Consider the following 21,494-nt stretch of genomic DNA (forward strand, 5'->3'; position numbering starts at 1 on the left):
GCCCAACCATAACTTTAAAGTCAACTTCAAGGTCAAGCCCCAGGAGCACACCATGAAAATCGGCGAGCTGGCGCGCGCCAGCGGCATCGCGGCGTCGCGCATCCGGTTCTACGAAGCGAGCGGCCTGCTCGAACCGGCACGCCGGCAGGCGAACGGCTATCGGGAATACGGGCCGGAAGCGCTGACGCGGCTCGCGATCATCGACCGCGCGCAGTGCGCGGGTTTCGCGCTAGACGAAATCCGCGCCGTGCTGCCGCCCAATCTCGGCGCGTGGCCGCGCGACGAGCTGCTGCATGCGCTGCGGCACAAGGTCGACGAAATCGTGCTGCTCGAACAGCGGCTCGCGCAGAACCGGCGCAACCTGCAGGCGCTGATCGACGAGATCGCGAACAAGCCCGCCGGCGAGGATTGCGCGGGCGCCGCGCAACGCATGCTCGACAAGCTGTGCAAGGAAGAGGCCGAGGCGGTATCGGCGCCTGCGCCGGTGCCGCACCCGCGGCCGGTACGCAAGCGTGCGTGAGCGCGCGTGCCGCATGTAGGCGCCGGCTGTGCGCGGCGCACGGCCACGTGGATTGGCTTACGTCGCAGGTAATCGACGCGCGTCGCCCGCGCGCCGATCATGGCCGCACCGATCGACGCATCGTATCGACACCCCGGAGCCCGCCATGACCGCCTACGCCATCGCCCACCTGCACGATGTCGAAATGTGCGACGACATCGTCGAATACCTCGAACGCATCGACGGCACGCTCGCGCCGTTCGACGGCCATTTCGTCATTCACGGCGCGCGGCCCGACGTGTGCGAAGGCGTGTGGCGCGGCGACCTGATCGCGATTGCGTTTCCCGATCTCGCCGCGGCGCGCGCATGGTACGAATCGGATGCGTACCGGTGGATCCAGCCGCTGCGCGCCCGGCACGCAAGCGGCCCGTTGATCCTGATCGACGGCGTGGACGCGTCACACAAGGCGACCGACATCCTGCGCTGAGCCGCGATGCCGGCGACGCGTGCGACGCCTACTTCGCGTTGCGCTCCATCGGCTCGCCGACGACGAAACCGCCGCCCTGGTAGCGCTGCGCCGGATCGTCGTACTCGGCCGTCGGCGCCGTCGGCGGGAACAGCCCCGCGAACTGCTCGGAGCTGTCCTGCGGCCGGAAGCCGAGGAAGCCGGCCTTCATGTTGTCCCACCACTTCACCGGGTTGTCCGACACGCCGTAGACAATCGCGTGCCCGACGCGGTTCGTCAGCAGCGAGCAGCGCACGAGCTCGATGAAGTCGCGATAGCTGAGAAACGTCACGAGCATGCGCGGATTCTTCGGCGCCTCGAACGACGAGCCGATCCGCAGGCACACCGTCTCGATCCCGAAGCGGTCGAAGTAGTAGCGCGACAGCGACTCGCCGAAGCATTTCGTCACGCCATAGAGACTGTCCGGGCGCAGCGGCGAATCGGCGTCGAGCACCTCCGTGACCGGATGAAAACCAATCGCATGGTTCGAGCTCGCGAACACGATCCGCTTCACGCCGTGCTTGCGCGCGGCTTCGTACAGGTTGTACGTGCCGGTGATGTTCGCATCGACGAGATCGTCGAACGGCGCGTCGACCGAAATGCCGCCGAGGTGGACGATCGCGTCGACGCCGTCGACGAGTTCCATCACCGCCGGCCGGTCGGCCAGGTCGACGACACGGGTTTCTTCGTGCGGGGCGGCGTCGTCCAGCGCGGCGATGTCGCTCACGCGCACGACGTCGGCCCAGTTCGCCAGCGCGCCGCGCACCTGACGGCCGAGGTTGCCGGCCGCGCCGGTCAGCAGCAGGCGCCCGAACGGCTTGCGTGCGCCGGTGGATGAGGCGTTCATCGAGTCTCCTTGAATCTGTCCTGAGGGTGTCCTGGAAGTTGCCCGAAATCGGTGGAATCGGTCGAAGTCGGAAAACGTTTTCCAACTATACGCGTGACAAAAGCCGAACGTCAATGTCCAAACCCGTTCGCAGTCGTCCGCACTTTCCCGATATCGGCCAGCGGCCGGACGCGGGCTTTTTCTGCCACAATCCGGCGTAAGCTGACGAAAACGTTACCCTTCCAATGAAAAAAGTTTCCCCGACGATCCGCGACGTGGCGGCGGAAGCCGGCGTGTCGGTCGCGACGGTGTCCAAGTACGTGAACGGCACGCAGCGCTTTTCGCCGGCCGTCGAGGCGCGGCTCAAGGAAGCGATCGAGCGGCTCGGCTACCGTTCGAACCCGCTCGCGCGCTCGATGATCACCGGGCGCACGCGCACCATCGGCCTCGTGATCCTCGACATCAGCAACCCGTACTTCACGAACGTCGTCAAAGGCGCGAACCGCGTCGCGCTCGAGCATGACTACACGCTGCTGCTCGTCGATACCGAGGAGAGCCAGGCGCGCGAACGCTCGCTGATCGAGGCGCTCGCGCAGCGCGTCGACGGGCTGATCGTCAGCACGCGGATGCCCGACGAGGAAGCCGGCTGGATGCTCGACCTGCACAAGCCGCTCGTGCTGCTGCGGCGCAGCCCCGGCCTGCCGATTCCGAGCGTCGGCATCGACAACCGGCTCGCCACCTACATGCTCGCGCGGCATCTGCTCAATCTCGGTCATACGCGCATCGCGTATCTCGGCTTCGGGACCGCGCGCGTGAACGACGAACGGATCCTGGGCGCGCGCGACTGCCTCGCCGAAGCGGGGCTCACGCTCGACGTGCACGACGCGCATGCGCCGACCGCCGAGGCCGGCGAGCGCGCGTGCTCGCGCGTGATGCTCGGGCCGCAGCGTCCGCAGGCGGTGATCTGCTACAACGACCTGATCGCGCTCGGCTTCATGAAGGAAGCCGCGTCGCTCGGCTTCCGGCTGCCGCAGGACGTGTCCGTCACCGGCATCGACAACGTGCCGTACGGCGAATATGCGGCGCCCGCGCTGACCACCATCGACATCCAGAGCGAGAACATGGGCGAGCTCGCGATGCAGAAGCTGATCGACGCGCTCGCCGGACGCACCGACGCGAGCTATTCGACGTTCGAGCCGCGGCTGATCATGCGCGCGTCGACGGCCGCCGCCGGTTGAAGCGCGCGCCCGCTCCGGCACCCATCGCTGCCGCGCATCGCAAACAGGAACGCGCCGCCTCCGGGCGGCGCGTTCGTTTGCCGGCACGCGATCACGCGTCGAGCTTCGCGGGCTTCATCTTCGGCGTGAGCACGTGCATGACCGCCAGCGCGAGCAGGTAGGCCAGCGCGCCGATCGCGAACAGCACCCAGTAGTGGCCCGTGCGCTGCAGCACCTGGCCGATCACTTCCGAGAACAGCACGCCGCCGATCGAGCCGGCCATCCCGCCGATGCCGACCACCGACGCGACCGCACGGCGCGGGAACAGGTCGGACGCCGTCGTGAACAGGTTCGCCGACCAGCCCTGGTGCGCGGCGGCGGCGAGGCCGACGATCAGCACCGCGATCCACAGGCTCTGCACCTGCGACACGAACGCGATCGGCAGCACGCAGCACGCGCAGATCAGCATCGCCGTCTTGCGCGCGCCGTTCACGCTCCAGCCCGCGCGCAGCAGCGCCGACGACAGCCAGCCGCCGCCGATGCTGCCGACCGTCGTCAGCGCATAGATGCACACGAGCGGCAGGCCGATATGCTGCATGTCCATCCCGCGCGACTCGTTGAGCCACTTCGGCAGCCAGAACAGGTAGAACCACCACACCGGGTCGGTCAGGAACTTGCCGACCACGAACGCCCATGTCTCGCGCTTGCGGATCAGTTCGCCCCAGCGCGGCGCGCCGGCGTCCGCGTTCGCCGCGTCGAGCGCTTCGGCTTCGTCGCGCGGCTCGTCGTATTCCGCGGCGAGCGCGCGCGTGTCGGCCGGGCGATAGAGCACCAGCCACACCGCGAGCCACACGATGCCGATCGCGCCGACGATCACGAATGCCGCGCGCCACCCGTAGGCCACCGCGATCGCCGGGATGATCGCCGGCGCGAACACCGCGCCGATGTTCGCGCCCGAGTTGAAGATGCCGGTTGCGAGCGCGCGTTCGCGGCGCGGAAACCATTCGGCCGTGGTCTTGATCGCGGCCGGGAAGTTGCCGCCCTCGCCGATCCCGAGCAGCGCGCGCACGGCCGCGAAGCCCATCACGGAGCCGACCATCGCGTGCAGCATCGCCGCGATGCTCCACACCAGCATCGCGACCGCATACGAGATCCGCGTGCCGAGCCAGTCGACGATGCGCCCGAAGCCGAGCAGGCCGATCGCGTAGAACGCGGAAAACGCCATCACGATGCGGCCGTACTGCACCTGGCTCCAGCCGATGTCGTGCTGGAGCATCGGCGCGAGCAGGCCGAGGATCTGGCGATCCATGTAGTTGATGACGGTCGCGAAAAACAGCAGCGCACAGACGGTCCAGCGGTAGCGGCTGGCCGCGGCGCGCACCGCGCCGACGACGGCAGATTGCATGAGTGTCTCCGATGCGCGGTCGCGCCCGTCGCGCCGCATGTCGATGCCTGTCCGTGACCGGCGACGGGCGCCGGGGCGGGCAGCGGCTCGCCCTTGCATGGCGCGGCCGATTGCCCGTCGAGTTCGGGAAAACGTTTTTCCAAAGGATAGGGCTTGGCCCGGTGCCGTGTCAGTCGGGGATTTCGATGAGTCATCTCAAATTTGGCCGCGCAAAAGAGATGACTGTTTCGCGGGTTCGCATTAACCGTTTTTCGAGGATTGTCCTGCGTGCGAAACGGGGCCACGACGCGGACCGGCGCGTCGATACACAGGTCCGATTCCAGCCAGAACCGGCGGCGAGGATCGTTTACAGTCGTCGCATGCGCCTCGATCCCGACACCTGCTACGACGCCCTGCTTTCGCGGAACCGCCGCTTCGACGGCTGGTTCTTCGTCGGCGTGTCGACGACGGGCGTGTATTGCCGCCCCGTCTGCCCGGTGAAACCGCCGAAGGCGCGGAACTGCAGTTATTACGCGAGCGCCGTCGCCGCGGAGAAAGCCGGCTTTCGGCCATGCATGCGCTGCCGGCCCGAACTCGCGCCCGGCCACGGGCTGCTCGACCTGTCCGGCAATCTCGCCGACGCGGCCGCCGCGCTGATCGAGGACGGTTTCCTGAACGAGCGCTCCGTCGATGCGCTCGCGCAGCGGGTCGGCGTGACCGAGCGCCATCTGCGCCGGATCTTCGCCGCGCGGTTCGGCGTGTCGCCGGTCGAGTTCGCGCAGACGCACCGGCTGCTGATGGCCAAGCGCCTCCTGACCGATACCGCGCTGCCGGTGGCCGTCGTCGCGTCGACCGCCGGGTTCGGCAGCGTGCGGCGCTTCAACGATTTGTTCCGGCAACGCTATGGCCTCAATCCGCTGCGCTTGCGCAAGGGCGCCGGCGCCTCCGCCGGCGGCGACATGACGTTCCCGCTGCCGTACCGGCCGCCGTTTGCGTGGTCCGAATTGATGCGCTTTCTCGCGCAGCGGCGGATCGACGGCGTCGAGCGGATCGACGCACAAGGCTATGCGCGCGCCGTCGCACTGCCCAACGGCAATGGTCATGTGACGGGCTGGCTGTCCGTCGCGCACGTGCCGCAGCGGTTCGCGCTCGCCGTCACCGTGTCGCCCGCGCTGACGCCCATCGTGCCGGCCGTGCTCGCGCGCGTGCGGCGGCTGTTCGATCTCGACAGCCGCCCCGACGTGATCGACGCGCATCTGGGCGAACTCGCGGACGGCTCGCCCGGCCTGCGCGTGCCCGGTGCGTTCGACGGGCTCGAGATCGCGATCCGCGCGATCGCGGGTGAACACCTGGCGGCAACGCAGGCGAGTACGGTGCTCGCGCGCGTGGCCGAACGCTTCGGCACGCCTCTGCCGGTGGACCACGCGCCGCCCGGGCTCACGCATGCGTTGCCTTCGGCTGCCACGCTGGCGGTCGCGCCGCCGGCGGCGCTCGAGGCAATCGGCGTCACGCGCGATGCCGCACGGGCGATCGTGTCGCTGGCACGCGCAGTCGCCGACGGCACGCTCGCGCTCGAACCGATGGCGCCGCTCGATGCGACGCTCGCCGCGTTGCGCACGCTGCCCGGCTTCGACGAGCGCGCGGTGCAGTACGTCGCGATGCGTGCGATGGCCTGGCCGAATGCGCTCCCCGCCGACGACGCGTGGCTCGCGCCGCGCGTCGCCGCCGATCGCCCATTCGTCGCATCATCCGCGTCGCATGCGGCGCGCTGGGCGCCGTGGCGCGCGTATGCCGCACTGCATGTGTGGCGCCTTCAAGGAGAAGCCTCGCGATGACTCCCGCTCACCTGATTCCGAGCCCGCTGGGCGACATCGCCATCCGTATCGAGAATGACGCGCTGACCGGCCTGTTCTTCGTCGGCCAGAAATACTATCCGTCGCTGGCGATTGTTGCGGACACGGGCACGGACGCACGCGTCGCGACGCCGCTCGTGCGTAGGGTCGCAGAAGAAGTCGCCGAATATTTCGCCGGCACGCGCGAAACCTTTTCGGTGCCGATTCACCTGCGCGGCACCGCGTTTCAACGCAGCGTATGGAAGGAACTGCTTGCGATTCCGTTCGGCGAGCGCGTGTCGTACGGCGACATCACCGAACGCGTCGGGTTGCCGATGAGTGCCGCGCGCGCCGTCGGCGGTGCGGTCGGCCGCAACCCCGTGTCGATCATGGTGCCGTGCCATCGCGTGATCGGCGCGTCGGGCAGCCTGACCGGTTATGCGGGCGGGATCGAACGGAAACGCGCGTTGCTGTCGCTCGAAGGCGTCGGGTTCGCGCGCGGCGAGCGCAATCCGGTGCAGCAGTCGCTCGCGTTCTGACGTCGCACGTTTGCCTGTTCCGCGTGCATCGTACGGCCTAGCTGCCGCCGCGCTTGCGCATCGCATGTGCAACCCGCGCGTTCGCCTCGAACTTCGCACGATGCGTCGAGAAGAACGTCCGCACGTTGCGCACGTTCGATGCGCCGGTGAACAGCCGTCGCGCGAACGCGTCGTATTCGGCGACGTCGGCCAGATCGGCCACCACCACGAAATCCGGCCCCGGCGACACGCGATAGCACTGCGTGACCGCCGGCTCCGCACACACGTAGGCTTCGAACGCGTCGTAATCTTCGGCCGTCTGCCGGTCGAGGCTGATCTCGATCAGCGCCGTGACGGCCGTGCCGATCGCAACCGGATCGAGCACCGCGACCTGGCGGCGGATCACGCCCGCTTCCGTCAGCCGACGCACGCGCCGCATGCAGGTCGGCGGCGACGACAGCGCACGCTCGGCCAGTTGCAGGTTCGACACCGATGCGTCGTCCTGCAGGATCGCGAGAATCCGCAGGTCGAGATCGTCGAGCGTGATGCCGGCCATCGTCGGTTCCTTTTGATCAGAGTGTGAAATTTAATTCCACCATGATAGTCGATTGCTAGTTTGCTTCATTTGTTCGTTAATTTTGAAATTTAATTCCATTTCACCGCCTCTACCATCGCTGTCACGGATCCAGACAGGACATTTACGGAGCGCGATATGTGTGGAATTGTCGGGGCGGTTGCCCAGCGGGACATCCTGCCGAACCTCGTCGACGGGCTGAAGCGGCTCGAATACCGCGGCTACGACTCGTGCGGCGTCGTGGTCTATCGCGACCGTGCGCTGGCACGCGCGCGCAGCGTCGACCGCGTCGCCAACCTGCAGCGCGAGATCGCCGCGCACGCGCTGTCGGGTTATACCGGCATCGCGCATACGCGCTGGGCGACGCACGGCGCGCCCGTCACGCTCAACGCACATCCGCACTTCTCGCCGAGCGACGACAACGCGCGCATCGCGCTGTCGCACAACGGGATCATCGAGAACTGCGATCAGTTGCGCGCCGAACTGCAGGCGCACGGCTACGTGTTCGCGAGCCAGACCGACAGCGAGGCGATCGCGCACTTGATCGACCATCTGTACGACGGCGACCTGTTTGACGCGGTGCGCCGCGCGGTTGCACGACTGCGCGGCAGCTATGCGATCGCGGTGATGTGCCGCGACGAGCCGCACCGGATCGTCGGCGCGCGCGACGGGATGCCGCTCGTCGTCGGTGTCGGCGATGGCGAGAATTTCCTGGCGTCGGATGCGATCGCGTTGGCGGGCATCACCGATCGCATCGCTTACCTCGAGAACGGTGATGTCGCCGATATCCAGTTGCATCGCTACTGGATCGTCGATGCGGCCGGCCAGCGTGTCGAGCGCGCGGTGCAGCGGGTGGCCGCTCACAGCGGCGCGGCCGATCTCGGGTCGTATCGCTACTACATGCAGAAGGAAATCTTCGAGCAGCCGCAAGCGGTGGCCGATACGCTGCTCGATGTCGCGTCGATCATGCCCGAGCTGTTCGGCGACGGCGCGTGGCGCGTGTTCAACGACGTCGATTCGGTGCTGCTGCTCGCGTGCGGCGGCAGTTATCACGCGGCGCTGACCGCGAAGTACTGGATCGAGAGCATCGCGAAGCTGCCGGCGAGCGTGGAGATCGCGAGCGAGTTTCGTTATCGCGACAGCGTGCCGAATCCGCGCACGCTCGTCGTCGCGGTGTCGCAGAGCGGCGAGACGGCCGACGTGCTCGGCGCCGTGCATGTCGCGAAACAGCGCGGGATGATGCATACGCTCGCGATCTGCAATGTCGCGACGAGCGCGCTGATGCGCGAATGCGCGCTGCAGTTCGTCACGCGCGCGGGGATCGAGATCGGGGTGGCTTCGACGAAGGCTTTTACGACGCAGCTCGTGGCGTTGTTCTTGCTGACTTTGTCATTGGCGCAGGAGCGTGGACGGTTGAGCGACGACGAAGAAAAGGAACATCTGCGCGCGCTGCGGCATCTGCCCGATGCGATGTCGAAGGTGCTCGCGCTGGAGCCGCAGATCATGGGTTGGTCGGAACTGCTCGCGCGACGCGACAACATGCTGTTTCTCGGGCGAGGGATGCATTATCCGATCGCGCTCGAAGGGGCGCTGAAGATGAAGGAGATTTCTTATATCCATGCGGAGGCTTATCCCGCAGGGGAGTTGAAGCACGGGCCGCTGGCGTTGGTCAGCAATGAAATGCCGGTGATTGCGGTGGCGCCGAATGATGCGCTGCTGGAAAAGCTCCGGTCGAACATGCATGAGGTCAGTGCGCGCAATGGCAGGCTTTTCGTGTTCGCGGATGTGGATTGCGGGTTGGCGCCGAGCGAAGGGATCGAGGTGATTCGGCTCAATGAGTACTACGGACCGCTTTCGCCGATTCTGCATACGGTGCCGATGCAACTGCTGGCTTATCACGCAGCGTTGGCGCGGGGGACGGATATCGATAAGCCGAGGAATCTGGCGAAGTCGGTGACGGTGGAGTGATGATAGAGCGATACGCTGCTTTCTGTAGCAACTTCGAATAGTTTCACTTAAAGCGGTTCGCAAAGTTTCACTTAACGCCCCACGAAATTCCCGCAATCGGCCACCGGGCGGGGCTTAAGCGAAACTATTCCAACAGCAATTGTGCGTTGCCGAGGTGAAGAATGTCGCGGAAAATCAATGTCCGGTCGCGCGGCCATCTGCCGTATAGGTCCGGCACTTATATGAATCTGCTCTTCGCTAGAGCACTATTCCGGCTCGGCCGGAAGATGCACGCTGAGCACGATGACGTCGCCGTGACCGAATTCGCGAAGGATGCGTGTCCAGTCGCTGAGGGGGACTCTGTAGGAAATGTTGTCGTTGACGACCTGATACCCGACCCAGTCTGAAATTGCTTTACCGAGTTCGTTCTCGAGCAACCGTTCACGAGCCTTCAGTGCTTCCATGAAACGATGGAGCTCATCATTGAAATGAACCTTGAGTTGGCACAAATGGCTCGGAGCCAATGGTTGCTCACAAAACTGACAGATTTCCGCTCCGGAGGAGCGATATGAGGTCAAGGACTCACATCACAACGGGTGAACTGGAAAGGTCGTCGCGCCGAGGACCGTGAGCTGGAAAGTGTTTTCTCAACAGCTCAGTAACTTGCTCGATACCTCGCAGAACACCGGACAGGTACTCGCCTTGCCGGAAATGGGCCTCCATGGCCTGGCAAATCGCCTCCCATTCGCGGCTATCCACCTTGGCGTGTATGCCTCGGTCCACAACGATTTCGACGTCGCGGTCCGCAAGAAGCAGATAGATAAGAATGCCGTTGTTGTGCTCCGTGTCCCAAACCCGGAGGTCCGAGAAAACCTCGATGGCACGGTCCCTCGCAGATGTTCCCTTCATCAAGGCACCGATGTGCAGTGCCCCCTCTACAGCAAACCTGACTTGGCCCACGTGCGCGCGATGACTAGCACGTACAGCCTCTTCGATAGCGACAACCGTTCTCCGTGAGAATGCCTTGTTGACCTGCCAGTGGGTCATGAAAAGATGTCGGAAAAGGCGTTTCAGATTCATGCTCACCACCGTCCCGATGCGCCACCACCGCCGAAGCCACCGCCGCCTCCGCGAAAGATGTCGCGATTTGAATCGCGGCCAGAACTACCACCGCTGCCGCCAATGAAGCGCCCGCCGGCTGCTCTCACTCCTCCCCCCAGCAACGTGAAGAGCAGCGCCATCATCCCTGCTGCGATGGCGACAAAAAGCGCCTCCGAAAAAAACCATGCGAGTACGCCAACGACGCCGCCAGTAACGACGGCACCAGGCAATCGCCCGAGCATGGCGCGCAGTACGCCACCGGCCATAACAGTCAGGAGGAAGAGGACGGGAAGTAACCGTCCGGCGCCATCACTTGCCCCGTGTTGTCGCCGCGGCGGAGGCAACTGTTCGCCGCTAGTGACGCGCATCATGCTCTCGAGGCCGGCGGTGATACCACCGTAGAAATCTCCGTTTCTGAATCGCGGAACTATCGCCTCGTTGATGATGCGATTGCTTGTCGCGTCGGTGAGCACGCCCTCGAGGCCGTATCCGACCTCGATTCGAAGCGTTCGGTCGTTCTTGGCGATAATCAGGAGCGCGCCATCGTCGACGTTCTTGCGCCCAAGCTTCCATTGCTCTACGACTCGCATCGAATACTGTTCGATGGTTTCCGGCTCCGTGGTTGGAACAACGAGAACCGAAATCTGCGTTCCTTTTTTCGCCTCGAACTCTTTCAACGTCTGCTCAAGGCCAGCCTTCTGGTCGCTGGTCAGGATTCCAGTTTCATCGGTTACTCTCAACGTCAACGGCGGGACCGAGACGTCAGCGTGAGCACTGGCTCCTCCCATGAAAAATGAGGCCAAGACGACGGCCATCGCCAGTCGGAACAAGTTCAATTGGATGCCCTGCCTGCAGATGCCGGCGTCGAGCCGAAGTCGACTCGTGGCGGTTTGGAAATCTCGGCTTCGTTGCTCACCGAGAAGTTGGGGCGTTCCAGATAGCCAAAGGCCTTTGCAGTCAAATTATTCGGGAACGAACGTACCGTCGTGTTGTACGTCTGGACGGAGCGAATGTATCGATTGCGGGCGACGGCAATGCGATTTTCCGTACCCTCGAGCTGCGCCTGCAGGTCCCGGAAGTTCGCATCCGACTTCAATTGCGGATAGTTCTCCGATACCACGAGCAGACGTGACAGAGACGACGTGAGCTGCCCCTGCGCCGCCTCAAACTTTGCGAACGCCTGCGGGTCGGCGATGAGTTCGGGCGTGGCGCGAATCGAGCCCACTTGCGCCCGCGCCTCCGTCACGCGTACGAGCACTTCCTTTTCCTGGTTCGCGTACCCCTTCACCGTGTTGACGAGATTGGGGACAAGGTCGGCACGCCGTTGATATTGATTTAGAACTTCTGACCAACTGGCCTTCACCTGCTCGTCTTCACTCTGGATGGCGTTATAGCCGCATCCAGCGAGAGGAAGCAGGCACACCGCCAGTGCGGCCGTCAGAAATGCGCGGGCCAGACCGCGCCGCACGGAGATTGCTGCCGAATTTTCCAACATGGACGCGCCTCTGCTCGATATTCCGCGGCATTCCGCCGCTCACGGGTGCACTACCTATCGTAAGTAGCTGGCCGGTCGCGGCGTTGATGCACGTCAATGCTGCGTTGTCGAGGATGCCCGGGGTGATACACCCATCCGGTCACACGCTCGCTCCACGGCTACGATTCGTATGACGAAGTCGGTTCGTTACTTTGTTGAGCCACGTCAAGCCATCGAAGGGGCGCGAGCATAGAGTGGTTTCAGGGTTCGACCGGCTCTCAAGAACTACGCTCATGGAGAACAAGATGGCATTTCCCCAAAAACTCGCAATCGCAATTGCGACGCTCGGCATGGTCAGTGCCGTTGCAATCGCCGGTACGCCGTCAGCCGCCGACAATGCGGCTCACGATGCCCATCATCCCAGTAAAGCAGCCGCAAAAGCGCCAAGCAAGGCGAACCGCGAAGCGGACGACCAAATGCAGAGCATGCGTGCCATGCACGAAAAGATGATGAACGCGAAGACGCCTCAGGAACGCGCCGCCCTGATGGACGAGCAGATGAAAGTCATGCAGAACGGCATGAGCATGATGGGAATGATGGGTGCCAATTCATCGGGCATGCCGATGTCGTCGCGACACGAAAGCATGGAAAAGCGCATGGACATGATGGAAATGATGATGCAGGCAATGATGGACCGCCAGGCTGCGCAGGAGCATCCGGCCGAGAAGTAAGACCGTTCGAGATGGGAGGCAGGCATGGATGACAGCTCACATGGCGCTCGGCCGTTCTGGAAATCACGGTCAGCCGTTGCACTCGTAGCGTTCGCTGCAATAGCACTATTCCTCCTGCTTTCCGAACACCGCGCCCACTTCCTTGGGGTGTTGCCATATCTGCTGTTGCTCTCGTGCCCGCTGATGCATCTGTTTATGCACCATGGGCACGGGCACCATGGGACGAAATCGACCGAGGGGCGTCCTGATTCAGGAGACAGTCATGACCAGCGTCGGTGACGGTTACGGGCTTTGGAGCCTCGTCGCTATCAATTCTCTCGTCTTCATCATCTTCGCGTTCAGCTTCTTCAAGCCGGCAACAAAGCGGGACTGGCGAACGTTCGGCGGATTCTCCGCCTTCATCGTCGCGCTATTCGCGGAAATGTACGGGTTTCCGCTCACCATCTATTTGCTATCGGGTTGGTTGCAGACGCGCTTTCCACAAGCAAATTTGCTGTCGCACGACGCAGGACACCTCTGGTGGACCTTGACCGGCAGACACGGCGACCCGCATGGCGGACTTCCGCATCTTCTCAGCTTCTTCCTGATATTGGGCGGCTTCTACTTGTTGTCCACCGCGTGGCACGTACTGTATGAGGCTCAGCGAAGCAAGGAACTGGCAACCACCGGGCCTTATGCGAAAATCCGACACCCACAGTACGTCGGGTTCGTCGTCATCATGCTGGGCTTTCTATTCCAATGGCCCACGCTCGTGACACTGGTGATGTTTCCCATACTGGTCTTCATGTATGTTCGGCTCGCGATACATGAGGAGCGTGATTCGGAAGTGGAGTTCGGCGAGGCATGGCGTGAATACGCGGCTCACACGCCGCGCTTTGTGCCCAATTTGTTTGGGAAGCGTCCGGCCCAGGTACATTGAGCCAGATTGCACATCCAGCGCTGCAGCGGCCTTCGGATTCAAATTGCAAGCGAATCAACCGTGGCCTGCTTCTCGAATTCAATGTCATTGAATTCAATCGCAAACTTCCTCGGACGGGGAGGCCACCATGAAACCCTTCAAGACCGGCGTAACGCTTTCTGCTACGGTCGTGCTCTTCTACGCTTTATGCACACTTGCGTGGATGGCACTTCCTGAATCCTTCATGAGCTTCATGAAGGCTCTCTTTCACGGACTCGATTTCCGGCGCCTTCAGACGGGTGAACCATTGTCATGGTGGTCCGTTATATATCCGGCCTTTGTGTTTGCGGTCTGGTTCTTTGCGGCCGGCGCCTTCTTCGCCTGGTTACATAACCGCCTTCGAGGAGAACACTGACCTAGTCCCGTGTTCCCATCCGCCTCTGCCAGTTGGCATGTTGCCCAGCGTCGGTTTCCTGAAAGCGAGAAGGGAGAAGGGATTTAGGCCACAGGTTGAACGGGAAAGTGCAGGGCAAACGTCGTCCCAGCGTCATTGCTCAACACATCGACGCTTGCTCGATGGCGTTCCATGATGGATTTGACGATAGCCAGACCCAACCCTACATTCTTCGAAGAGCCATATCGCTGATTGCATTGCTCGGACTCGGTGGCTGCGCAAATCTTGCAACGCAATCGGCTGATACACCAGAAGGCCAACGAATGGCAACGAGCACGGTCAGATTGCCGAAATCGTATCCCTGCCAGAACCTTCATATGCGATTGCCCAACTGTCCGGCACGTTAGATGGATACCGGTATCGGCTTTGAGCACAAGGGCGCGCGAAGCCGCTCGTTTCCACATTCGGGCAATCCCCCTGGTGAGATATTTCACGCGACCGGCAATCCGCTCGCTCCCCATTATTTGGCTCGCAAAGCTGCGATGGGGGGCATTACCACCAACAAGATAGGGAATGCCATACCTGAAATCGCGGGGAGTCGGCTAAAATAGCGTCCTACAATTGTCGCTATGAAATTCCTTCGAACACTCATCCTCTTGTTGCTGTGTGCAGTGCTGCCCATCAGTGGGCTGGCAGCCAGCGGCTTGGTTGGCGAGTGTCCGATGCAACAGACGATGTCCATGGATATGGGCAACAGTATGTCAACGGATATGTCCGGTTGCGACATGATGAAGTCTCGGTCCGTCGACAAAGCCAAGGCCAAGGGCGTGTTCTGCAAGGTAACCGCCCAATGTCAGTTCGGCAGCCTCTACCATCCAACGGCCCGTGCCAGCATCAGCCGGCCTGCGGCGTTTGCCCGTCCGGTCGTCTTCCACTACGCCGACTCCCTCCAGGTCCGCGACCCGAGCGGGTTGTGGCGCCCCCCACGCTCCATCTAATCCCACGCCGATAGGTTCATCGCGAACGCGGTGAGGTTCGTCCTATACAGGACGTGGAATCCCTATTGGATTCCGCCGTTGGGGTTAGAACATGCCATTCAATTTCGGCACGCCGCAGGGTCGGCGTGTTCCTTGGCGCGCGCATACGCTCTTTGCCGCGCTGTTTGTCGCGAGCGCCGTCAACGCGCAGCAAGCGCCTTTCACACTCGACGCAGCGCTGCAATCGGCTAGCGACCGCTCTGCGTCGATGCAGGCGGCACAAGCCTCGGTACGCGCCAGCACCGAGGCAGCCGTCAAAGCCGGGCAGTTGCCAGACCCGATGCTCAAAGTCGGCATCGACAATCTGCCGGTGAACGGGCCGCAACGGTTCACCGTCGGTCAGGACTTCATGACGATGCGGCGCATCGGTATCGAACAGGAATGGGTGTCCGGCGAGAAGCGACGCCTGCGTTCGGCGCTGGCCAGCGAGATGGTTGGTCGTGAACGGGCCGGCTATTTGATGCAACTCGCGAATGTCCGTCAGCAGACCGCGACGGCCTGGCTGAATGCCGTTTACGCAAAAAAGGCGCTTGTCCTGCAGCAGGCATTGCTGGAACACATGAACCACGAGTTGGCGGCGACTAAAGCGTCTTATCGCGGCGCGAAAGGAAGCGCTTCCGATGTGATTCAGGCGCAGGCCATGCTGGCTCAAACGCAGGACCAGGTTCTCAAGGCACAACAGACCTATCAAACCGCACTCATCGTTCTGTCACGCTGGACGGCCGTGCCGGTTTCCGACGTGAGCGGTGAGCCGCCGGCACCCGAATCCTTCGTGTCGTCATTGCCGCCCGACGAATTGCGCCTTTCGCAGCCCGCACTCGTGGCCGCCGCCGACGATATTGCGGTTGCCGAAGCCGATACAGCTGTGGCCAACAGCGAGCGCAGTCCGAACTGGACGTGGGAAATCGCGTACCAGCAGCGCGGCGGTGCGTATTCAAACATGGTGTCGGTGGGCGTCACCATCCCGCTGCCGCTGAATCGAAAGAACCGTCAGAACCGCGACGTCGCTGAGAAAACCGAACTCGCGACGAAAGCCCGGCTGATGTACGAAGACTCGCTGCGGCAGGTACAGGCCGACATTCGCAGCCAATCCACTATCCTGGCCAGCGGCCGTGAGCGCATCGCCAATCTGAGCCAATCCCTGTTGCCAGCGGCGGACCAACGCGTCCAGCTCGCGAATGCCGCCTATCGCACCGGCACCGGGCCCCTGGCGGACACATTCGCCGCACGTCGTGCGCAGCTGGATGCCCAGCTTCAGGTGCTTGACCTCAAGCGCGACGTCTCGCAGACCTGGGCTCAACTCGAATATCAGGTCGTGCCGTCCACGATGGCCGCTGCTCGGTGATGGAGAATCACATGACCAACAAACCACTGATGCGCGCCGTGCTGACCGTGTTCGCCGGCGCAGCCTTGCTTGGCACCGGCTATTTCATGGGCACACGCCACACCTCGAACGACGCTGCGGCGGCGCCTGCCGCCACGGTCTCGTCCGGCGACAAGATTGACCCGAAAACGGGGAGGAAGGTGCTGTACTGGCATGACCCGATGGTACCGAACCAGCACTTCGACAAGCCGGGTAAATCGCCATTCATGGACATGCAACTCGAGCCCGTCTACGCAGATGAAGGCGGCGGTTCATCCGGCATCAAGATTGACCCGGGCCTTCAGCAGAACCTCGGCATCCGCTATGCGACCGTTCGTCGGCAGGACACGACAGGCGGTTTCGATGCTGTTGGCACAACGCAGTTCGATGAGTCACGTTCGGACGTCGTTCAGTCGCGCGTCACAGGCTACATCGACCGTCTATACACAAGCGCCCCCATGCAGCGAGTCGCCAAGGGGGCACCGATTGCGTCGGTGTTCGTGCCGGACTGGCTGGCGCCGCAAGAGGAATACCTCGCGCTCAAGCACGGCGGCATGGACGGTAGCCTTCTCGATGCGTCACGTGCACGGATGCGCGCGCTATCGATTCCCGACGGCGTCATCACCAATCTCGACCGGACCGGCAAGGCACAAACACACGTCGTGCTGACGTCTCCCGAAACGGGCGTCGTGAGCGAACTGAACGTTCGGGACGGTGCGATGGTGGCGCCGGGACAGACGCTCGCGAAAATTTCCGGCTTGTCGAAGCTCTGGCTCATCGTCGAAATTCCGGAGGCGCTCGCGATGAGCGTACAGCCCGGCATGACGGTCGACGCTACATTTACCGGCGACCCGGCCCAGCACTTCTCCGGACACATCCGAGAAATCCTCCCCGGCGTCAGTACCAGTAGCCGCACACTGCAAGCGCGCCTGGAAATCGACAACCGTGCGGCCAAGCTGACACCGGGCATGCTGATGCGCGTGCGCGTCGGTGGCCAGAAAGCCGTAACCCGTTTGCTTGTTCCGTCCGAGGCGGTCATCACGACTGGCAAGCGCTCGGTCGTCATCGTGAAAAACGGTGACGGTCGCCTTCAACCCGCGTCGGTGACCATCGGCAACGACGTGGGTAACGATACCGAGGTACTCAGCGGATTGAACGAAGGCGATACCGTCGTCGCGTCGGGGCAGTTCCTCATCGATTCCGAGGCCAGCCTGAAATCTATTCTCCCTCGATTGGAGAGCAGCACTGCCACGAGCGCTACCGTTCCCGCCTCCGCTGTAGCCGCACAGACGTATGAAACAACCGGCAAGGTCGAAAAGGTCACTGCCGCGGACATCACGTTTTCGCACCAGCCCGTGCCCGCGCTCGGCTGGGGCGCGATGACCATGGCGTTCAACAAGCCCGCTCCAAATGCCTTCCCGGATGTCAAGGCTGGGCAGACCGTGCACTTCGTCTTCAAGCAGTCTGATGACGGCTACCAACTGACGACGGTTGAACCCGCGGGAGGTGTCAAATGATTGCGCACCTCATACGATGGTCGATTCACAACCGCTTCCTCGTGCTGCTCGCGACCGTGCTGGTCGCCGCATGGGGCGTTTACTCGCTGAAGGAAACACCGCTCGATGCACTGCCGGACCTGTCTGATACGCAGGTCATCATCAAGGCATCGTATCCCGGCAAGGCACCCCAAATCATTGAGGACCAGGTCACGTACCCGCTGACGACAACGCTGCTTGGCGTTCCCGGCGCCAAAACCATCCGCGCCTACTCGTCGTTCGGGGACGCATTCGTCTACGTGCTGTTCGACGACAAGACGGACCAGTATTGGGCGCGCTCGCGTGTGCTGGAGTACCTGAATCAGGTACAGAGCCGTCTGCCACAGGGCGCGACCGTCTCGCTTGGCCCCGATGCGACGGGCGTCGGCTGGGTGTACGAGTACGCGCTCGTCGACCGGAGTGTGCGACACGACCTCGGGCAACTGCGGGCGCTCAACGACTGGTTCCTGAAATTCGAGTTGAAGTCGGTGCCGGACGTCTCCGAAGTGGCCAGCATCGGCGGGATGGTGCGCCAATATCAGGTGGTGCTGGACCCGGACAAGCTGCGTGCCTACGGCATCACGCAATCGATGGTGGCCGATGCACTGGGAAAGTCCAACCAAGCGTCGGGCGGCTCGGTCGTGGAACTCGCCGAGTCGGAATACATGGTGCGTTCGTCCGGCTACCTGCGCTCGCTCGATGACTTCCGGAATATCGTGCTCCGCACGAACGACGCCGGCACACCGGTGCTGCTGGGCGACATTGCACGCATCCAGATTGGTCCGGAGATGCGGCGCGGTATCGCCGAACTGAACGGCGAAGGGGAAGTCACGGGTGGCGTCATCATCATGCGCTCCGGGAAGAACGCGCTGACAACCATCGATGCAGTGAAGGCCAAGCTCGCCGACCTGAAACGCTCGTTGCCGCCCGGTGTGGAGGTCGTCACGACCTATGACCGCTCGCAGCTCATCGAGCGCGCGGTGGACAACCTGAAGGACAAGCTCATCGAAGAATTCATCATCGTTGGGCTTGTCTGCGCGGTGTTCCTGTTTCACCTGCGAAGTGCGTTCGTCGCCATCCTGTCACTGCCGCTCGGCGTGCTGGCCGCCTTCATCGTGATGCGCTACCAGGGCGTAAACGCGAACCTGATGTCGTTGGGCGGCATCGCGATTGCCATCGGCGCGATGATTGACGCGGCCATTGTGATGATAGAGAACGCACACAAGCATCTGGAGGCGTATGAGCACGAACATCCAGATGTACCGATTTCGACTGCGCAGCGTTGGGAGCTTATCGCAACCTCTGCGGCGGAAGTCGGACCTGCACTGTTCTTCTCGCTGCTCATCATCACGCTGTCGTTCATTCCGGTCTTCTCGCTGGAAGGCCAGGAAGGCAAGCTGTTCTCTCCGCTCGCGTTCACGAAAACCTACACGATTGCCGCCGCTGCCGGACTGTCGGTGACGCTTGTGCCCGTTCTGATGGGATATCTCATCCGTGGACGCATTCCGCACGAGAACGCGAACCCCATCAACCGCGTGCTGATTCGGCTATACCGGCCGCTGCTCGAGGGTACGCTACGGCGTCCATGGTTCGCCATCGGCCTGGCGGGCGTGGCATTGGTGCTCACCATCATCCCGGTCTCCCGTCTCGGGGGCGAGTTCATGCCGCCGCTCGACGAGGGCGATTTGCTGTACATGCCGACCGCGTTGCCTGGTATCTCGGCGCAGAAGGCATCCGAACTGCTGCAGCAGACCGACCGGCTCATCAAGACGGTGCCCGAAGTCGCAACGGTCTTCGGCAAGTCCGGCCGTGCCGACACGGCCACGGACCCGGCGCCGCTGGAGATGTTCGAGACAACGATTCAGTTTAAGCCGCGCAACCAGTGGCGCCCCGGCATGACGCCGGAAAAGCTGGTTGATGAGCTGGACCGGACCGTCAGGGTGCCGGGCTTGTCGAACGTGTGGGTACCACCTATCCGGAATCGTCTCGACATGCTGTCCACGGGTATCAAGACGCCGGTCGGGGTCAAGATTTCCGGCGCCGACCTGACGCAAATCGACCATATTGCAACGCAGGTCGAAGCCGCCGTGAAGAGCGTGCCGGGCGTGACCTCTGCATTGGCGGAGCGACTGAACGGTGGTCGCTACATCGACGTCGACATCGACCGGCTCGCGGCCGCGCGGTATGGCCTGTCGGTCGCGGACGTGCAGTCGGTCGTGTCGTCAGCCGTCGGCGGCGAAGACGTTGGCGAGGTGATTGCTGGCCGGGAGCGCTTCCCTATAAACATCCGCTACCCGCGGGAAGTCCGCGACTCGCTCGAAAGGCTGCGTCAACTGCCCGTGGTGACGGACCGTGGCGCGCAAATTCAACTGGGGGACGTCGCACACATCACGATTGCCGATGGGCCGCCGATGATTCGTAGCGAAAATGCGCGGCTGTCAGGCTACGTGTACGTCGACATTCGCAACACGGACCTTCAGTCGGCCGTTCAGGCGATGCAGAAAGCCGTTGCACAACAGGTCAAGCTTCCCCCGGGCTATTCAATCGCTTGGTCCGGGCAATTCGAGTATCTGGAGCGAGCGGCGGCGAAGCTACGGACGGTCATCCCGGTCACGCTCGTCGTCATCTTCGTGCTGTTGTTCCTGACGTTCAATTCCGCAGCGGACGCGCTGCTGCTAATGTCGACCGTGCCGTTCGCGCTCGTCGGCGGGTTCTGGCTCATCTGGGTGCTAGGGCACGCGGTTTCCGTCGCGACGTCGGTCGGCTTCATCGCGCTCGCCGGCGTGGCGGCCGAATTCGGCGTCGTGATGCTGCTATACCTGAAGGGCGCGCTGAACCGCCGGCTGGAAGCGGGCGAGCCACTCACGGAAGCCCTCCTGTTCGACGCGATTCGCGAAGGCGCCGTATTGCGCGTGCGGCCCAAGGCGATGACCGTCGCCGTCGTTCTGGCAGGCCTCATCCCCATCATGGTCGGGCATGGTGCCGGCTCCGAAGTCATGCAACGCATTGCTGCCCCCATGGTGGGCGGCATGGTCACCGCACCGCTGCTGTCCATGTTCGTTATCCCCGCAGCGTGGTTTCTGCTGCAGCGCCGTCGCGCGCGAAAGCTGAATCACCTGCGGACATTCCGCGCGGTCCCGTCCGGCATGCAAGTGCCTTCTACACAATCTGGAGAAATTCAATGAAGAAGCTGTTCGTTACCACCATTGCTGTCTGTGCAATCGGCGCATTTGCTGCTCCGGCGTTCGCCGGCGATGACATGGCCGGCATGAACATGTCGATGAAAGCGTCGGCATCGACGTCGTCGAATGCCGCGCTCACGGACGCGGAAGTGAAGAAGGTCGATGCGGCCAGCGGCATGGTCACGCTGAAGCACGGTGCCCTCGAGAACGTCGGCATGCCGCCGATGACGATGGCGTTCAAGGCCAAGGATGCCATGATGGTCAAGCAGATTCACGAGGGCGACAAGGTCAAGGTCCGTGTCGAGAACGTCAACGGAACGCTCACCATCGTGAAGCTGATGAAGCAATCCTGATGGTGTGCTGACACGCGCGCGGGCCCGCCTTCCTGGGGGAGCCTGCGCCGTCAAGGCGAATGAGGAGGGCAACCGATGCTAACCACACGAATCTCGGCTACAGCACGCACGAGGCGAATTTCAG

The 21,494-nt window shown here is 62.9% G+C and carries 21 protein-coding genes and 2 pseudogenes; 15 read left to right on the forward strand and 8 right to left on the reverse strand.

What is annotated here, in order from left to right; translation table 11 throughout:
- The first annotated feature begins 52 nt into the window (after positions 1-52).
- Positions 53-520, forward strand: a complete 468-nt coding sequence (locus tag DIE22_RS02545) for a MerR family transcriptional regulator (protein ID WP_124499466.1) — start codon at positions 53-55, stop codon at positions 518-520.
- Positions 521-665: 145 nt separating this feature from the next.
- Positions 666-986, forward strand: a complete 321-nt coding sequence (locus tag DIE22_RS02550) for a DUF1330 domain-containing protein (protein WP_124499467.1) — start codon at positions 666-668, stop codon at positions 984-986.
- A 28-nt stretch (positions 987-1,014) separates the two neighbouring features.
- Here DIE22_RS02550 and DIE22_RS02555 read toward each other — a convergent pair whose 3' ends face one another.
- Complete coding sequence (locus DIE22_RS02555; protein ID WP_124499468.1) at positions 1,015-1,851, reverse strand: NAD(P)-dependent oxidoreductase; 837 nt, start codon at positions 1,849-1,851, stop codon at positions 1,015-1,017.
- Positions 1,852-1,964: 113 nt separating this feature from the next.
- Between DIE22_RS02555 and DIE22_RS02560 the strand changes: the two are divergent.
- A pseudogene (locus tag DIE22_RS02560) lies at positions 1,965-3,068 on the forward strand (LacI family DNA-binding transcriptional regulator).
- Positions 3,069-3,159: 91 nt separating this feature from the next.
- Here the strand turns inward: DIE22_RS02560 and DIE22_RS02565 are convergent.
- Positions 3,160-4,452 (reverse strand): MFS transporter, encoded by a 1,293-nt coding sequence (locus tag DIE22_RS02565; protein ID WP_124499469.1) that lies wholly within the window; start codon positions 4,450-4,452, stop codon positions 3,160-3,162.
- A gap of 359 nt (positions 4,453-4,811) precedes the next feature.
- Here DIE22_RS02565 and DIE22_RS02570 point away from each other — a divergent pair, with 359 nt between their 5' ends.
- Both DIE22_RS02570 and DIE22_RS02575 read left to right on the forward strand, forming a co-directional pair.
- A complete protein-coding gene (locus DIE22_RS02570; protein WP_260426587.1) occupies positions 4,812-6,266 on the forward strand; it encodes a DNA-3-methyladenine glycosylase 2 family protein in 1,455 nt (484 codons plus the stop codon).
- Entirely contained in the window at positions 6,263-6,802 is a 540-nt protein-coding gene (locus tag DIE22_RS02575; protein WP_124604386.1) for a methylated-DNA--[protein]-cysteine S-methyltransferase, read from the forward strand. Before DIE22_RS02570 ends, DIE22_RS02575 begins: the two co-directional genes overlap by 4 nt.
- Before the next feature lie 37 nt (positions 6,803-6,839).
- Here the strand turns inward: DIE22_RS02575 and DIE22_RS02580 are convergent, their stop codons facing one another.
- On the reverse strand, positions 6,840-7,337 hold the full coding sequence (locus tag DIE22_RS02580) for an Lrp/AsnC family transcriptional regulator (RefSeq protein ID WP_124604388.1): 498 nt from the start codon (positions 7,335-7,337) through the stop codon (positions 6,840-6,842).
- 156 nt (positions 7,338-7,493) lie between these two features.
- On the opposite strand from DIE22_RS02580, the gene glmS reads away from it, so the two are divergent.
- Entirely contained in the window at positions 7,494-9,323 is a 1,830-nt protein-coding gene (glmS, locus tag DIE22_RS02585) for a glutamine--fructose-6-phosphate transaminase (isomerizing) (protein ID WP_124604390.1), read from the forward strand.
- A gap of 245 nt (positions 9,324-9,568) precedes the next feature.
- Here the strand turns inward: glmS and DIE22_RS02590 are convergent, their stop codons facing one another.
- The 4 genes from DIE22_RS02590 to DIE22_RS02605 all read right to left on the reverse strand — a co-directional run bounded on the left by DIE22_RS02590 (position 9,569) and on the right by DIE22_RS02605 (position 11,898).
- On the reverse strand, positions 9,569-9,766 hold the full coding sequence (locus DIE22_RS02590; RefSeq protein WP_124604393.1) for a hypothetical protein: 198 nt from the start codon (positions 9,764-9,766) through the stop codon (positions 9,569-9,571).
- Between the two features lie 118 nt (positions 9,767-9,884).
- A complete protein-coding gene (locus DIE22_RS02595; protein WP_124604395.1) occupies positions 9,885-10,382 on the reverse strand; it encodes a TPM domain-containing protein in 498 nt (165 codons plus the stop codon).
- A 2-nt stretch (positions 10,383-10,384) separates the two neighbouring features.
- Positions 10,385-11,218 (reverse strand): YgcG family protein, encoded by an 834-nt coding sequence (locus tag DIE22_RS02600; protein ID WP_124604397.1) that lies wholly within the window; start codon positions 11,216-11,218, stop codon positions 10,385-10,387.
- Positions 11,219-11,235: 17 nt separating this feature from the next.
- Positions 11,236-11,898 (reverse strand): LemA family protein, encoded by a 663-nt coding sequence (locus DIE22_RS02605; RefSeq protein WP_124604399.1) that lies wholly within the window; start codon positions 11,896-11,898, stop codon positions 11,236-11,238.
- A gap of 284 nt (positions 11,899-12,182) precedes the next feature.
- Between DIE22_RS02605 and DIE22_RS02610 the strand changes: the two genes are divergently transcribed.
- The 4 genes from DIE22_RS02610 to DIE22_RS02625 all read left to right on the forward strand — a co-directional run bounded on the left by DIE22_RS02610 (position 12,183) and on the right by DIE22_RS02625 (position 13,921).
- Positions 12,183-12,608 (forward strand): hypothetical protein, encoded by a 426-nt coding sequence (locus DIE22_RS02610; RefSeq protein ID WP_124604401.1) that lies wholly within the window; start codon positions 12,183-12,185, stop codon positions 12,606-12,608.
- 24 nt (positions 12,609-12,632) lie between these two features.
- Positions 12,633-12,887 carry a DUF2933 domain-containing protein gene (locus DIE22_RS02615; protein WP_124604403.1) on the forward strand — a complete coding sequence of 85 codons (255 nt, stop codon included), beginning with the start codon at positions 12,633-12,635 and terminating at the stop codon, positions 12,885-12,887.
- Entirely contained in the window at positions 12,871-13,527 is a 657-nt protein-coding gene (locus DIE22_RS02620; RefSeq protein ID WP_124604405.1) for an isoprenylcysteine carboxylmethyltransferase family protein, read from the forward strand. Before DIE22_RS02615 ends, DIE22_RS02620 begins: the two co-directional genes overlap by 17 nt.
- A 127-nt stretch (positions 13,528-13,654) precedes the next feature.
- On the forward strand, positions 13,655-13,921 hold the full coding sequence (locus DIE22_RS02625; RefSeq protein ID WP_124604407.1) for a DUF5676 family membrane protein: 267 nt from the start codon (positions 13,655-13,657) through the stop codon (positions 13,919-13,921).
- An 83-nt stretch (positions 13,922-14,004) separates the two neighbouring features.
- Here the strand turns inward: DIE22_RS02625 and DIE22_RS38615 are convergent.
- Positions 14,005-14,133, reverse strand: a pseudogene (locus tag DIE22_RS38615) (ATP-binding protein); the annotation flags it as partial.
- A 396-nt stretch (positions 14,134-14,529) separates the two neighbouring features.
- Here DIE22_RS38615 and DIE22_RS02635 point away from each other — a divergent pair.
- From DIE22_RS02635 to DIE22_RS02655, 5 genes are all read left to right on the forward strand, one after another.
- Positions 14,530-14,898, forward strand: coding sequence for a hypothetical protein (locus tag DIE22_RS02635; RefSeq protein ID WP_124604409.1), 369 nt, complete (start codon positions 14,530-14,532; stop codon positions 14,896-14,898).
- Between the two features lie 91 nt (positions 14,899-14,989).
- Entirely contained in the window at positions 14,990-16,282 is a 1,293-nt protein-coding gene (locus DIE22_RS02640; RefSeq protein WP_124604411.1) for a TolC family protein, read from the forward strand.
- A gap of 11 nt (positions 16,283-16,293) precedes the next feature.
- Positions 16,294-17,817: an efflux RND transporter periplasmic adaptor subunit gene (locus DIE22_RS02645; RefSeq protein WP_124604413.1), complete on the forward strand. Its 1,524-nt coding sequence runs from the start codon at positions 16,294-16,296 to the stop codon at positions 17,815-17,817.
- Complete coding sequence (locus DIE22_RS02650) at positions 17,814-21,020, forward strand: efflux RND transporter permease subunit (RefSeq protein WP_124604415.1); 3,207 nt, start codon at positions 17,814-17,816, stop codon at positions 21,018-21,020. Before DIE22_RS02645 ends, DIE22_RS02650 begins: the two co-directional genes overlap by 4 nt.
- Entirely contained in the window at positions 21,017-21,370 is a 354-nt protein-coding gene (locus DIE22_RS02655) for a copper-binding protein (RefSeq protein WP_124604417.1), read from the forward strand. Before DIE22_RS02650 ends, DIE22_RS02655 begins: the two co-directional genes overlap by 4 nt.
- Positions 21,371-21,494 lie beyond the last annotated feature (124 nt).

The organism is Burkholderia sp. Bp9142 (assembly GCF_003853415.1).
Lineage (GTDB): Bacteria > Pseudomonadota > Gammaproteobacteria > Burkholderiales > Burkholderiaceae > Burkholderia.

Excerpts from the sequence above, each read along its gene's own strand:
- DIE22_RS02545 (WP_124499466.1), top strand. The coding sequence starts at position 53 with ATGAAAATCGGCGAGCTGGCGCGCGCCAGCGGCATCGCGGCGTCGCGC.
- DIE22_RS02550 (WP_124499467.1), top strand. The coding sequence starts at position 666 with ATGACCGCCTACGCCATCGCCCACCTGCACGATGTCGAAATGTGCGAC.
- DIE22_RS02555 (WP_124499468.1), bottom strand. The coding sequence starts at position 1,851 with ATGAACGCCTCATCCACCGGCGCACGCAAGCCGTTCGGGCGCCTGCTG.
- DIE22_RS02565 (WP_124499469.1), bottom strand. The coding sequence starts at position 4,452 with ATGCAATCTGCCGTCGTCGGCGCGGTGCGCGCCGCGGCCAGCCGCTAC.
- DIE22_RS02570 (WP_260426587.1), top strand. The coding sequence starts at position 4,812 with ATGCGCCTCGATCCCGACACCTGCTACGACGCCCTGCTTTCGCGGAAC.
- DIE22_RS02575 (WP_124604386.1), top strand. The coding sequence starts at position 6,263 with ATGACTCCCGCTCACCTGATTCCGAGCCCGCTGGGCGACATCGCCATC.
- DIE22_RS02580 (WP_124604388.1), bottom strand. The coding sequence starts at position 7,337 with ATGGCCGGCATCACGCTCGACGATCTCGACCTGCGGATTCTCGCGATC.
- glmS (WP_124604390.1), top strand. The coding sequence starts at position 7,494 with ATGTGTGGAATTGTCGGGGCGGTTGCCCAGCGGGACATCCTGCCGAAC.
- DIE22_RS02590 (WP_124604393.1), bottom strand. The coding sequence starts at position 9,766 with ATGGAAGCACTGAAGGCTCGTGAACGGTTGCTCGAGAACGAACTCGGT.
- DIE22_RS02595 (WP_124604395.1), bottom strand. The coding sequence starts at position 10,382 with ATGAATCTGAAACGCCTTTTCCGACATCTTTTCATGACCCACTGGCAG.
- DIE22_RS02600 (WP_124604397.1), bottom strand. The coding sequence starts at position 11,218 with ATGGCCGTCGTCTTGGCCTCATTTTTCATGGGAGGAGCCAGTGCTCAC.
- DIE22_RS02605 (WP_124604399.1), bottom strand. The coding sequence starts at position 11,898 with ATGTTGGAAAATTCGGCAGCAATCTCCGTGCGGCGCGGTCTGGCCCGC.
- DIE22_RS02610 (WP_124604401.1), top strand. The coding sequence starts at position 12,183 with ATGGCATTTCCCCAAAAACTCGCAATCGCAATTGCGACGCTCGGCATG.
- DIE22_RS02615 (WP_124604403.1), top strand. The coding sequence starts at position 12,633 with ATGGATGACAGCTCACATGGCGCTCGGCCGTTCTGGAAATCACGGTCA.
- DIE22_RS02620 (WP_124604405.1), top strand. The coding sequence starts at position 12,871 with ATGACCAGCGTCGGTGACGGTTACGGGCTTTGGAGCCTCGTCGCTATC.
- DIE22_RS02625 (WP_124604407.1), top strand. The coding sequence starts at position 13,655 with ATGAAACCCTTCAAGACCGGCGTAACGCTTTCTGCTACGGTCGTGCTC.
- DIE22_RS02635 (WP_124604409.1), top strand. The coding sequence starts at position 14,530 with ATGAAATTCCTTCGAACACTCATCCTCTTGTTGCTGTGTGCAGTGCTG.
- DIE22_RS02640 (WP_124604411.1), top strand. The coding sequence starts at position 14,990 with ATGCCATTCAATTTCGGCACGCCGCAGGGTCGGCGTGTTCCTTGGCGC.
- DIE22_RS02645 (WP_124604413.1), top strand. The coding sequence starts at position 16,294 with ATGACCAACAAACCACTGATGCGCGCCGTGCTGACCGTGTTCGCCGGC.
- DIE22_RS02650 (WP_124604415.1), top strand. The coding sequence starts at position 17,814 with ATGATTGCGCACCTCATACGATGGTCGATTCACAACCGCTTCCTCGTG.
- DIE22_RS02655 (WP_124604417.1), top strand. The coding sequence starts at position 21,017 with ATGAAGAAGCTGTTCGTTACCACCATTGCTGTCTGTGCAATCGGCGCA.